The sequence below is a fragment of the Tateyamaria sp. ANG-S1 genome, from assembly GCF_000814025.1.
In the GTDB taxonomy this organism is placed as follows: Bacteria; Pseudomonadota; Alphaproteobacteria; order Rhodobacterales; family Rhodobacteraceae; genus Tateyamaria.
Window position 1 is genome coordinate 137,087 of the sequence record NZ_JWLL01000004.1, and the last position, 12,864, is coordinate 149,950.

A 12,864-nucleotide genomic window follows, 5' to 3' on the forward strand; every position below is an offset into this window, starting at 1 on the left:
GTTCTCAATGAGTTGGAGGGCGCGTTAACCGCTTTTTAACCGTGGTGTTTGGCTGGCTTTTCCGCCTTTTTTGAATGTGCGCTTGCGCGCGCGCGATCTATTTTTGCTGACGAGGGGGCTGTCTGCCCCCTCGAGCTCCCCCGAAGGTATTTTTGGCCAGAAGAAAGGGTTAGGCGTTTTCGAGCCCTTCGGTGGAGAGGCCTTCGAGTTTTGGCATGAGGTGCAGGAGTTCCTTGGTGTACTCTGCATTGGGGTTTGCGAAGAGTTGTTCGGTATCCGCCACCTCGACCATTTGGCCCTGGCGCATGACGCCGACGCGGTCGCACATTTGGCGCACCACGGGCAGGTCGTGGCTGATGAAGAGCATGGTGAGGCCGAGATGTTCCTGCAGGTCCTTGAGGATGTTGAGCACCTGCGCCTGAATCGAGACGTCGAGGGCGGAGGTGGGCTCATCACAAATGAGGAAGCGCGGTTGGGTGGCGAGCGCGCGGGCGATGGAGATGCGTTGGCGCTGGCCGCCTGAAAATTCGTGGGGGTATTTGCGGCCTGCTTCGGCGCCCAAGCCCACGCGGTCGAGGAGTTCGTCGACGCGGGTTTGGACGGCGCTGCCGGTGAGGAGTTTGTGGTGGAGGACCGGTTCAGCGACGATGGCGTCAACGCGCATGCGCGGGTTGAGGCTGCTGAATGGGTCCTGGAAAATCATCTGGATTTGGCGGCGGTAGGCATCGCGTTCGGCGCGTGAGGCCAGTTGCGTGATGTCGGTGTCGTCGAAGTAGATGTGCCCGCCATCGGTGTCGTAGAGCGTGGCGATCATGCGGGCGACGGTGGATTTGCCGGAGCCGGATTCGCCGACGAGGCCGAACACTTCGCCCTCGCGGATGTCGAAGCTGACCTTGTCCACGGCTGTGAACATCTTGCGCCATGCGGGTATTATGGAGGCGCGTTGGGTGAATTCCTTGGTGATCCCGTCCACCTGCACCAGCGTGCCGGTTTTGGATTTGGGGGGCGTCGGCCAGTTACGCGCGAGGTCTTCGATCGCGAAGCGGGTGCTTCGACCGCCATAGGAAAGCTGCGGGAAGCGGTGAACCTTGAGTGTGGCGCGGGGGACGGCGGCGATGAGGGACTTGGTATATTCGTGTTTTGGCGCGCCCATGACCTGTTTGGTCGTGCCCGTTTCCACCACTTCGCCCTGATACATGACCGTGACGCGGTCGGTGGTGTCGGCGATGACACCCATGTCGTGAGTGATGAGGATGACGCCGACTTGCCGTTCGCGCGCGAGTTCCTTGATCAGGTCGAGGATTTGGGCCTGTATCGAGACGTCGAGCGCGGTTGTGGGTTCGTCCGCGATGATGACATCGGGTTCCGAGCAGAGGGCGAGGGCGATGACCACGCGCTGGCGCATGCCGCCGGAGAACTGGTGGGGGTACTGTTTGACGCGCTCGGCTGGGTCCGGGATGCCGACGCGGTCGAGCAGCTCCACGGCGCGGGCCTTGGCCGCTTTGTCGCCGAGTTTCAGGTGCGCTTCGATGGTTTCAGTCAGCTGTTCTTCGACCGTGAGGAGCGGGTTGAGGGAGGTCAGCGGGTCCTGGAAGATCATGGAGATCTTGGCGCCGCGCAGCGCGCGCATGGCCGAGGCGTCGCGGCCGGAGATTTCTTCGTTCCGGAAGTTGACTGTGCCGCCCGCGATGTGCCCCGGCGGGTCAATCAGGCCCATGACCGCGGCGCCGATGGTGGATTTGCCCGCGCCGGATTCGCCGACGAGGCCGTGGATTTCGCCTGGTGCGACCGTGAGATCCGCGCCGTTGACGGCGACGAAGGTGCCCTTGCGCGTCGGGTAGTGGACGGAGAGGTCAGAGATGTTGAGGAGGGGGGTGGTCATGGGTGCAGGCGCTCCATCGCTGGATTTGCACAGGAATTAGGCGTTATTTCGCATGCGCAGCATTTTTGCTGCGATGCGGCGTGAATTGTCTGGGCAACCTTTTCGCGACTTGGCACGTTCACGGCATAGCACGACAGGGAGGGCAACCGCGCAGCGCGAGGAGAACGCCCATGTGCCTGACAACTGAAGCTTTGGCCGCCTTTCTGAACATTCTCGGGATGGCTTATGTCACGGGCGACGCCCATACGATTACGGTGCATGCCACCGCCGGTGATGTGGAGTGGCATTACGTGGTCAACGAATGGTGCACAGGTGCGCCGCACGCCACGCCCGCGTCTTTTCTTGCGCAGATTGATCCGCAGTACGGCCCCGAGACGGGCCGCTGACACTGGAGTATTTGAGATGTGTTTGACGGCCCAATCCTTTGGACTGCTTTTGAGCCTCGTGTCTATGAACAACCTGACGGTCGAGGAGGGGCGTGTGGTTGTGCACTTGCCCGATGGTGACGTGCATTGGTTGGCCGTGGGGGCCGAGTGGTGCACGGGGGCCGGCGAGTATGCTTTGGATGCGGGAGCGGAGCGGGTCATCTGAGCCTCGGGTTCAGCGCATCACGCAGCCAGTCGCCCAGCAGGTTGACGCTGAGTGCCAGTGCCAGGAGGGTGCAGGCGGGGAAGAAGAGGATCCACCATTCGCCGGAGAAGAGGAAGCCTTGGCCAATGCGGATCAGGGTGCCCAGCGATGGCTGTGTGGGTGGGGCGCCGACGCCGAGGAAGCTGAGCGTGGCTTCGGCGATGATGGCGAGGGCCAGCGAGATTGTGGCGATCACGAGGACCGGCGACAGGACGTTGGGCAGGATGTGCTGGACCATGATCGCGGGGCCTGAGCGTCCGATCAGGCGGGCGGCCTGGACGTATTCCTTGCTTTTTTCAACCAGGGTCGCGCCGCGGACGACGCGGGCGAATTGGACCCAGTCGGACAAGCCGATGGCAATGATCAGGACCCAGATGGCCATTTGATCGCGGTATTCGACGGGCGTGACGCCCTTGGCGATGCCGAAGATCAGCATGGCGACGAGGATGCTAGGAAACGTCAGTTGTACGTCGGCGATGCGCATGATGATGGTTTCGGTCCAGCCGCCGACATAGCCTGCGACGAGGCCGAGCGTGATGCCGAGCACCATGGCGAAGAGCACGGCGGCGACGCCCACGAAGAGCGAGATGCGCATGCCGTAGAGGATGGTTGAGAAGACGTCGCGCCCCTGGTCGTCGGTGCCCAGCCAGAAGGTGTCGCCGGTGAAGGCGTTGGGCTCCATCGGTTTGGAAAAGCCGTTCATCAGGTTCAGTGAGGCCGGATCGAACGGGTTGTAGGGGGCGATGAGCGGGGCGAAGACTGCGCCGAGGATCAGGAGCATCGCGACGGTGAAGCTGACGATGGCCACCGGCGAGCGCTTGAACTGGTAGTAGAAGTCGCTGTCGGCCCAGCGTTGCAGGTGCGTGGGTGCTTTGGACTGTGTCTGGGTTTGGGTGGCGTCGGTCATCTTAGTGTCCTCCGGCCCGGTCCAAGCGCAAGCGCGGGTCGATGGCAAAGTAGAGTAGGTCCACGATCAGGTTGATTCCGACGAACATGACCGAGATCAGCATGAGGTATGCGGCCATCACGGGGATGTCGACGAACTGGATCGCGTTGATGAAAAGAAGGCCTACGCCTGGCCACTGGAACACTGTTTCGGTGATGATGGCGAAGGCGATGATGCTGCCCAGTTGCAGGCCGGTGACCGTGATCACCGGGACAAGGGTGTTTTTCAGGGCGTGGCGGAAGTTGATCGCGCGTTCCTTGAGCCCTCGGGCGCGGGCGAAGCGGATGTAGTCTTGTCTAAGCACTTCCAGCATCTCGGATCGGACGAGCCGCATGATCAGCGTCATCTGGTAGAGGCCGAGGGTGATGGCGGGCAGGATCAGGGCCTTGAGCCCGCTTTCTGTCAGGAACCCGGTGGTCCAGTTCCCTATCCTCACAGTCTCGCCCCGCCCGAAACTGGGCAGCCAGCCGAGTTCGACTGAGAACAGGTAGATGAGCAGGATGCCGATGAGGAAGGTGGGGAGGGATACGCCTATGAGAGAGGCGGACATGATCACGTTCGCCCATAGCCCGTTTCGTCGGATTGCGGTGAAGACGCCGAGGGCGATGCCAAGGCCGATAGCGAGGATGCCCGAGACGGCGGCCAATTCCAGCGTGGCAGGGGCGCGTTCCAGCAGGATTTCGGCCACGGGGCGGCCTTGCCTGTAGCTGACGCCGAAATTGCCCTGCACGGCCCCTTCGAGGAAGCGGTAGTACTGCACGACAAAGGGCTGATCGAGGCCGAGCTGCGCGCGCAGCCGTTCGACATCTTCGATGGTCCGTTCCTGCCCGAGCAGGTTGTCGATGGGGTCGCCCACGAAGCGGAACATGGAAAAGGCGACGAGGCCCACGACCAGAAGAACGAGAAAGGATTGCGCAACGCGCTGGATGACAAAGGAGAGCATCAAGGATCCTGAGTTCGGATGATCCATCGGTTATCCGCGCACCTATGAGCGGGGTCAAGCCGATTGCGGTGGGCTTCGGGTGATGGTGCGGGAACCCTCTTGCACGGTGCGGGGTTGGGTAGGCGGACAGCACAGGAGGTCTTATGATGCTTTCCCGATTGATGCAGACGGTGTCCATCACCGCCCTTATGCTTGGTACGCCGCCGGTTTTTGCACAGGATGCAGCCGCCTGTGCCGAAGGTGAAACGCAGGTGGTGACGGAAGGTGTGGCATCCTGCGTACCCTTGATTGAAGCTGAGGAGGGCGTTGCTGCGGACGCTGAAGTGGGTGTTGAAGCGCCTGCCGAGGAGATGGTTGAAACACCTGCCGAAGAGGCCCCGACCGAGGGTGTGGCGGATGCCCCCGTAGAGGACGCCCCTGCTGAAGAAACAGTCGAAACGCCTGCGGAGGATGCACCGGCGGAAGAGGTTGTGGAGACGCCTGCGGAAGAGGCGCCTGCCGATGACGTCGCTGAAACGCCGGCCGAGGAGGCTCCAGCCGAGGAGGTGGTAGAGACGCCATCGGAGGAGGCCCCGGCAGAAGGTGTGACCGAAGCACCTGCTGAAGACGCGCCGGTAGAAGAGACTGCGGAAACACCGACAGAAGGCGCGCCTGCTGACGATGTCGCTGAAACGCCTTCGGAAGACGCCCCGGCTGAAGAGGTTGTTGAAACGCCTGCTGAGGAGGCTCCGGCGGAGGAGGTTGTTGAGACGCCTGCCGAAGGCGCACCCACGGACGAGGTGGTCGAGACTCCGGCGGATGAGGCACCCGCCGAAGACGCGACCGCGGAGGCCGAGCCGGAGGTTGTGCAGGACGATACCGCCGATACGACTGCCGCGGCCAATGCGCAGGTCGAAACCGAGGCCGCTGCGGCCCCTGTTGCCGCCGAGGCGAGCGAGGGTGCGGAGGTTGAGACCGTCACCGAAGAGACTGCGCGGTCCTCTAGCGAAGAGTTTGCGCGCGCCGAGGCGGTGGCCGAGGACGATGACGGGCTGTCAAAGCTTGAAAAATTCGCGCTGGGCGCTTTGGGCGTGGCCGCTGTTGCCACAATTCTCAACCAGGATGATGATGTTGTCGTGGCGTCGGACGACCGCGTTGTTCTGCAGGACGGGCAGGGCGGGTACCGCGTGCTTAAGAACGACGACGAGTTGCTGCGCCGTCCCGGTGCGCGCGTATCGACCGAGCAGTTTGATGACGGATCGACCCGCACCATAGTCAATCGCGAGGATGGATCGCGTGTGGTGACGATCCGCTCGGCTACCGGTCAGACGCTGATGCGCACGCGCATTCTGCCTGATGGGCGCGAGGTCATGCTGTTCGATGACACGCAGACCGTGCAGCCGGTGGACGTAGCGACATTGCCCACAGGGGATGTTCGTCCGGCCCTGCGTGCGTCTGACAACGATGAGTTGCGGGCGGCCCTGGCTGCGCTGGAGAACCCGACCGACCGCGCCTATTCGCTGCAGCAGGTGCGTCAGATTCGTGCGGTGCGCGACCTTGTGCCCGAGATCGACGTTGAAGCGGTGAACTTTGCCAGCGGCTCTGCCGTTATTGCGCCGGAAGAGGCGCGTGATTTGGCCGAGATCGGGCAGTTGATCGCCGACGAGATCGCTGTTGATCCGGGGGCCGTGTTCCTGATCGAAGGGCACACCGATGCCGTGGGCGGGGCGGCCATGAACCTGGCCCTGTCGGACCGGCGCGCGGAATCGACGGCGCTTGCGCTGACGGAGTATTTCGCCATTCCGCCGGAAAACCTTGTGGTGCAGGGCTATGGCGAGTCGAACCTGAAGGTGCGGACCAATGAAGCGGAGCGCATCAATCGCCGTGTCGCGATCCGCAAGATCACCCCGTTGCTGCGCGCCCAGTGATCAAGGAAGGCGGGCGGGGGAGACCCCGCCCGTGTTCGTTCAGTTGATCGTGACCCAGCGCAGGATAAAGAAGTTGTCCGGGCGTTGGGTCAGGTCGATATTGGCCTTTGCCCCCCAGACCAGCGGTTGGACGTACATGGGCACGTAGGCCACTTCGTCCTGCAGGATTTTGGTGGCCTCATCCAACATGGCTTGGCGCTTGGTGTCGTCGATTTCCGACTGGATCATGGGCAGGAGTTCGTCCACGCGGGCGTTCGAGTAGCCACCGAAGTTCCAGCTGCCCAGCTTCTTTTCCTCGTTCGGGGTCGAGGCGAGGAAGCGGATGGGGTGTTCGGCATCGAATGTACCCGGGGACCAGCCCAGCAGGTACATGTCGTAATTGTCGGCGCGCAGTTCGGGCCAGTAGTTCTGAACCGGCATGGCGTCGAGTACGGCGGTGATGCCGACCTGCGCCAGCATCCCCGTGACGGCCTGGCAGACGGCTTCATCGTTCAGGTAGCGGTCGTTGGGGCATTTGAGGCCGAAGGAGAAGCCGTTTTCATAGCCTGCTTCAGCCAGCAGGGCCTTGGCCTGGTCCGGGTCGTAGGCAGGGCGGTCGGCGAGGGCCGCCGAGTAGCCGCGCATGGCGGGGCTGACCAGTTGGCTGGCGGGTTCGGCGTTGCCGCGCATGATGGTTTGCAGGATGGCGGGCACGTTGATGGCGTGGGCCACCGCTTGGCGGACCCTTGGGTCCGCGAACGGGTTGGTATCCGTCGTTTCGTTGGAAAACTTCAGCGCGTCGGCTTCGTGCGGGAAGCCGAGCATGATGACGCGCGCTTCGATCCCTTGGATCACCTGCACGTTGCCTGCAGCGGCGAGGCGCTGGGCGTCCTGGATGGGCACAGGGTTGATCATGTCCACGTCACCGGACAGGAGCGCCGCGACGGCGGTGGCCGGGTTCTGGATGGGGGTCAGTTCGGCGCGGGTGATGTTGTGTTCCGCCTCGTCCCACCAGTCGGTATTGGGTTCCAGCACCGTGCGCAGGCCGGGTTCGCGCGCTGTGACTTTGAACGCGCCGGTGCCGTTGGTGTTGAGCGTGGCGTAGTTGCCGCTTTCCTTGTCGGGCAGGGCGGTGTTGTTCGCTTCGGCCCAGCCGCTGTCCATCATCATCCAGTTGGCGATGCTGTCGGGGAAGATCGGGTTCGGGGCGGTGGTCATGATGTCGACGGTGTAGTCGTCGACCTTGATGACCTCGGATACGGGGGCGAACCAGCTGCGCGTGTCAGACGCTTCATCGCTGGCGCGCTGGTAGGAGAAGATCACGTCGTCGGCGTTGAACTCAGCCCCGTCGTGGAAGGTGACGCCCTGCCGGAGGGTGAACCGCCAGCCTTCGCCCGCGCCGATGGGTTCCCATGCGGTTGCGAGGGCGGGTTCGATGGTCATGTCCTTGCCGCGGCGGACGAGCCCTTCGTAGACGTTGTTCAGGAAGCCCAGGACGGCGGCCGAATTGACAGCGTGCGGGTCCATGGTTTGCGGGTCGGTGGTTTCGGCCCAGTTGAACTCTTCGGCGAGAACCGGGGGCGCTGCGAGCGCGAGGGCAAGGGGGAGAGTGTAGCGAAACATGGGCATCCTTTCTTGGGGCGCGAGACGGGCCTGTGTGGACGAGTAGACCCGAGCGGGATGCAAAATAGAAGGGTGTCTTCTTTTGTCGATGTGGGACGGCTCCGTTTGGGCGCAATACAATCCATGCTGCGCGGCAAACGAATATAAGCTGTTGAGGCCCGTTACGTTCGTTCCCTTCTATTACATTTGGTGGGCGCCGCCTTGCTGACGGGCAGCATTGCGTCCAGACCATTTACAGAATGAGATCCAGATTAAGGATCGCTCGCCGAATCCTAAATGGCTGAATTAAAATTATAATTTCGCTTAGTGATGAAAGAAGCGGCGTTTCTGCAGCTGTGTTGTCCAGAATAGCCAAACCCTCCCAAGATGAGGTCACGATCTGACTTTCTGACGCGGCTGGCGGTAAGGCGACGCGCGCTGTTTGTTGCGACATACTGAGGCCTCCGGAAATCAATGTGTCGGACGTCACAATCGATGTGCAATCGGAGACAGTGGATAAGGGTGATGCCACACCACAGGCAGTGGACAAGCCGCATTCGATCAAAACAACGGGCGAGCAAAGCCAGGCTGTGGCGATCGTCCAAGGATCGTGAACTTTCGCAAGCCGTAAAATCGTGCCGATGCCGACCATTGATCCCGAGCTTGGCCAACAGGTTTTGAAATACTGGCTGACCTTCCAGATGACGTGCTGTGGCCCGCAAGTCTGGGTGGGACATGGTGTGACAATCTATGCGGGTAGTTTGACGCCCAATGCGACCTTACATCGGCCATGACGTTGGGTGTCTGAGCACAGTCTTGGACAGCGGACCCCGTCGAAAGCGTTTGGATGCGGAGGTGGTTGAAGAATGACACTCTGTAGGACTGCGGTTATTGGGTTGGGCGAGCAAGGAAAGCGGCACGCACAGAAATTTGCGGCGCTCGACGAGTGCCGGTTGGTCGCGGTCGTCGACCCGGTTTCCGAACGCGCGGCAGAGGTTGCATTAGGTCACGGGATCGATGCAGTCGCGGATTATCGGGATCTGAATGGTGAAGTCGATGCCGTCGCAATCGCGACACCGACGGCGAGCCATTTCGAAATCGCGCACACCCTGCTTGAAAACGACATAGATGTCCTGATCGAGAAGCCATTTACTGCGATGATGGATGAGGCATCGCAGCTTGTTGCCTTGGCAGAAGGTCGATCAAGGATACTGCAGGTCGGGCACCAGGAACGGTTCAATCCGGCTGTCCTTGCGCTTGCCGACTGTATTGAGAAACCACTTTTTATCGAATCCAATCGTATTGCGCCGTATCGCCCCAGATCATTGGACGACAGCGTCGTTTTCGATCTGATGATCCATGACATTGATCTGATCCACAGCTTCGTTCGGTCACCGACGGTGCGTGTTGATGCCGTTGGGCGAAAGGTGTTTTCCAACAGTATTGACGTTGCGAACGCGCGTATTCAGTTCGAAAACGGGTGCGTTGCAAACGTCACGAGTTCGCGGATCAGCCTTAAGACTGAGCGGTCCATTCGTGTGTTCCAAGAGCAGTCCTATGCGTCGCTGGATCTGCTGAACAGGTCCGTGCGGACCTTCGATAAGGTCGCTGGTCGGCCATGCAAGAGCCCCGACGACGTCGAGATGAAGTCCCTGACTTTCGAAGAAAGCGACTCCATGCTGGCGCAATCACGCGCCTTTATCGCGTCCGTTGCGGGTGGGCCACCGCCGTTGGTGAGTGGCCGGACCGCCATGGAATCCCTTGGGACCGCGGAACAGATATCGGCCCTCGTCGAGCGGGAGTGCGGGACATGAAGGTGCCCTTCGTGGATCTTGGCAGGGCCTATGACGGGGTCAGCACGCAAGCCGCCGCTGCGTTCACTGACATAGCCAGAAGCGGGCAGTACATTCTGGGCGAGAACGTGCGCGCACTTGAAGCGGCGGTCGCGGATTACCTTGGTGTTCAACACACCGTTGCGGTCGGTTCGGGGACCGATGCGCTGCATCTCGCACTTTTGGCGATGGGGATCTCTCCGGGTGATGAGGTCATCACGACACCGTTCACCTTTGCTGCGACCGTTGAAGCGATTGAGTATGTGGGTGCGACGGCTGTTCTGATCGACATCGATCAAGAGACTTACAACATGGACCCCGCACATCTTGAAGCTGCGATCACAGAGCGGACACGCGCGATAATCGCCGTTCACCTGTTCGGGCGACCGGCGGATATGTCTTCGTTGCTGGAGATTGCAAGGCGTCACAACCTGGTGGTCATTGAAGACTGTGCACAGGCCTTTGGCGCAACAGTCAAGGATCAGAGGGTGGGGAGTATAGGTCACGCAGGGGCCTTTAGCTTTTATCCGACGAAGACACTGGGGGGGCTTGGCGACGGCGGCATGATCGCGACGAACGATCCTGCTGCCGCGGGCCGCATCCGGGAGCTTCGCAACCATGGGGCAAGTGCAGACGGCGAACACAGGGTTTTGGGGTTCAACAGCCGTCTGGACGAAGTTCAAGCTGCGGTCATTCACATGAAACTCGGGCACATCGACAAGATGAATACCCGACGCCGAGAGATTGCGGCACGGTATTCAGCCGTACTCGCGGGAAGTTCCGCGACGGTGCCAGCCGAAGACTTGGGCGCGGCCCGGAGCGTTTTTGGTTACTATACAATTCTGGTGGATGATCGGGATCGGTTCAGAGTTGAGATGGCCGATCGTGGCATCGCCACTGCGATTTACTACCCTAAACCGTTGCACCGGCATGCGCATTTCGCGCAGTCTTGTCGCGCCGGGTCTCTACCAGTTGCTGAACGGATCGCTGCGCGTTGTGTTTCGCTGCCAATTTTTCCGGAGATGACAGAGGCAGAAGTTGACTATGTGGCCGCAACAAGCGTCGCATGTCTTGCCTGAATTGGCATGTGGGCTCGATGCCTGAATTGTTGGAATTCGGCAAATTGGGCGCTGGGTAGGCTTTGGGCCGGGGCGCTTTTTGTGACGTCTGCGCGATCCGTGACGCGACAAAACTGCGGACATGCCAGCCACTCGCGCCTGTCGCGGATGGGGTTTGGATGGCGAGGCTTGCAGGCCACCATCGAAACTTCAAACAGAGTGGGCGCGCCGGACCGACTGCCTGCGGCTCTTTGATGGCGGTTGCGGCGCGGGATGGGGCTATGTCTCGGTCAACGCAACGGGTGCCATAGACCTCGTTGAACCTGCAATAGAGAGAGACCGGTCTGGTCGTGCGTGTCGGGGGCAGTTCGCCATACCCCCAATCCCGCGCAGTTAACCGGACAGAAAAAGGCGGCACCGGTGGTGGCGCCTTTGGTCTTTCAAGCCAACGCTTAGTTGACGGAGAAGTATTTCACCTTGGGCTGGTCTTCGGGATCAACCTCGATCCCCATGCCATCGGCCATGCCCCAGTTCAGCACCTGGTGGTGGATGGGGATGTAAAGCTGTTCGTCCTGCACCACGCGCCAGATGGCGGCGATGTCGGCGTTGCGCGCTTCCAGATCGGTGTTGGAGGCCAGTGATTTGATCTTGGCGTCCAGATCATCGTTGTCGAAGCCTGTGCCGTTCCATGTGCCGATGTCCGACTCCCGCCCGTGGACGAGGAAGTTGAAGACGTATTCGGAATCGTAGGTCGGAACACCCCAGCCCAGCATGTAGAAGTCCGTCTTGCTATCGGTGATCAGCGGGAAGTGCTGCGCCTTGGGCTTGGCATCAAGGTTCACGGTGATGCCGATCTGGCCCAGCATGCCGACGGCGGCCTGACAGATCGCTTCGTCGTTGATGTAGCGATCATTTGGGCAGTCGAGACGGATGGAGAAGCCGTCTTCGTACCCGGCCTCGGCCAGCAGCGCCTTGGCCGCGTCCACATCGGTGGAGCTTTCGGCGTCCATTTCAGCCGTCCAGCCGTTGACGAAGGGCGGGGCGATCATGCCTGCCGGTTCGGACTGGCCACGCATCACCACCTGGCGGATGGCGTCGCGGTTGATGGCCTTGGACATCGCCTGACGCACGCGCACGTCCGCGAGCGGGTTGGCGCCGTCCACGTTGTCGGCCTCGATGTCATCCGCACCCTGGTTCATGCCGAAGAAGATCACGCGGTTTTGAGGGGCCTGCTTGACCGTCAGGCCGTCGGCGGATTCAACACGCTGGAGGTCCTGTACGGGCATGTCCTGGAGGAAGTTCACCTCACCCGACAAGAGCGCAGCCACTCGCGTCGCGGCGTTCTGGATCGGGGTGTAGACGATTTCGGTGATTTCAAGCGGGAACTGGTCGATGCCCCAGTAGCTTTCGTTCTTTGTCATCACCGTTTTGACGTCAGGCTCGCGGCTTTGCAGGATGTACGGGCCCGTACCGTTCGCATTGGTCGTGGCGTAGGTGATCTCGCCGCCTTCAAAGTCCTGCACGTTCACGGTGTTGTTCGCTTCGGTCCAGCCCTTGTCCATGATGAACAGGTTGGTGAGGTTCGAGGGCAGGATGGGGTTCGGGCCGTCTGTGACCATTTCGATGGTGAAGTCATCTACGGCGCGTACTTCGGTGATGGAGCCAATCAGTTCTTTCATGTCCGAGTTGGGCTGTTTTGCACGTTGGAAGCTGAAGACAACATCTTCGGCGGTGAACTCTTCGCCGCCGTGGAAGGTCACGCCTTCGCGCAGTTTGAAGACCCAAACAGTCGGGTCATCGGTTTTGGGTGCCCACTCGGTCGCAAGTGCCGGTTCAAACGCGCCGGTGACGTCGCGGATGATGAGCGGTTCGTACATCTGGTGCCGAATCGTGTGTGTCGGCCCCTCGTTCTGGGCGTGGGGGTCGAGGGTGAGGGCATCGCCTGCGCGTGCCCATTTCAGCGTCTCTGCGCTGACCATGGCCGTGCTTGATAGCAGCAGGGCTGTGGACAGGATGGATGTGAGTTTCATGGAAATCTCCCCGTGTTTGTGTTCTGGCGCGAGTTTTCGTTACTCGCGCCAGATT

Annotated in this window: 10 protein-coding genes; 5 read left to right on the top strand and 5 right to left on the bottom strand. The window is 61.1% G+C overall.

Annotation, left to right across the window (positions count from 1 at the left end):
* Positions 1-169 precede the first annotated feature (169 nt).
* On the bottom strand, positions 170-1,882 hold the full coding sequence (locus RA29_RS06830) for an ABC transporter ATP-binding protein (protein ID WP_039684328.1): 1,713 nt from the start codon (positions 1,880-1,882) through the stop codon (positions 170-172).
* 170 nt (positions 1,883-2,052) lie between these two features.
* Between RA29_RS06830 and RA29_RS06835 the strand changes: the two genes are divergently transcribed.
* Positions 2,053-2,268, top strand: coding sequence for a hypothetical protein (locus RA29_RS06835; protein WP_152612954.1), 216 nt, complete (start codon positions 2,053-2,055; stop codon positions 2,266-2,268).
* 16 nt (positions 2,269-2,284) lie between these two features.
* A complete protein-coding gene (locus tag RA29_RS06840; RefSeq protein WP_039684332.1) occupies positions 2,285-2,473 on the top strand; it encodes a hypothetical protein in 189 nt (62 codons plus the stop codon).
* Here the strand turns inward: RA29_RS06840 and RA29_RS06845 are convergent.
* Positions 2,466-3,419: an ABC transporter permease gene (locus RA29_RS06845; RefSeq protein WP_039684334.1), complete on the bottom strand. Its 954-nt coding sequence runs from the start codon at positions 3,417-3,419 to the stop codon at positions 2,466-2,468. The genes RA29_RS06840 and RA29_RS06845 overlap by 8 nt on opposite strands.
* 1 nt (position 3,420) lies before the next feature.
* Complete coding sequence (locus tag RA29_RS06850) at positions 3,421-4,401, bottom strand: ABC transporter permease (protein ID WP_039684543.1); 981 nt, start codon at positions 4,399-4,401, stop codon at positions 3,421-3,423.
* Positions 4,402-4,544: 143 nt separating this feature from the next.
* On the opposite strand from RA29_RS06850, the gene RA29_RS06855 reads away from it, so the two are divergent.
* The gene (locus tag RA29_RS06855; RefSeq protein ID WP_082029462.1) at positions 4,545-6,308 is read left to right on the top strand and encodes an OmpA family protein; all 1,764 of its coding nucleotides are present in this window, start codon (positions 4,545-4,547) and stop codon (positions 6,306-6,308) included.
* A 39-nt stretch (positions 6,309-6,347) separates the two neighbouring features.
* Here RA29_RS06855 and RA29_RS06860 read toward each other — a convergent pair whose 3' ends face one another.
* A complete protein-coding gene (locus tag RA29_RS06860; protein WP_039684336.1) occupies positions 6,348-7,910 on the bottom strand; it encodes an ABC transporter substrate-binding protein in 1,563 nt (520 codons plus the stop codon).
* An 845-nt stretch (positions 7,911-8,755) separates the two neighbouring features.
* Here RA29_RS06860 and RA29_RS06865 point away from each other — a divergent pair.
* Together RA29_RS06865 and RA29_RS06870 are read left to right on the top strand one after the other, a co-directional pair.
* Positions 8,756-9,703: a Gfo/Idh/MocA family oxidoreductase gene (locus RA29_RS06865; RefSeq protein WP_039684337.1), complete on the top strand. Its 948-nt coding sequence runs from the start codon at positions 8,756-8,758 to the stop codon at positions 9,701-9,703.
* Complete coding sequence (locus RA29_RS06870) at positions 9,700-10,800, top strand: DegT/DnrJ/EryC1/StrS family aminotransferase (RefSeq protein ID WP_039684339.1); 1,101 nt, start codon at positions 9,700-9,702, stop codon at positions 10,798-10,800. Before RA29_RS06865 ends, RA29_RS06870 begins: the two co-directional genes overlap by 4 nt.
* Positions 10,801-11,231: 431 nt before the next feature.
* Here RA29_RS06870 and RA29_RS06875 read toward each other — a convergent pair whose 3' ends face one another.
* Positions 11,232-12,809, bottom strand: a complete 1,578-nt coding sequence (locus RA29_RS06875) for an ABC transporter substrate-binding protein (RefSeq protein WP_039684341.1) — start codon at positions 12,807-12,809, stop codon at positions 11,232-11,234.
* Between the last annotated feature and the right edge of the window lie 55 nt (positions 12,810-12,864).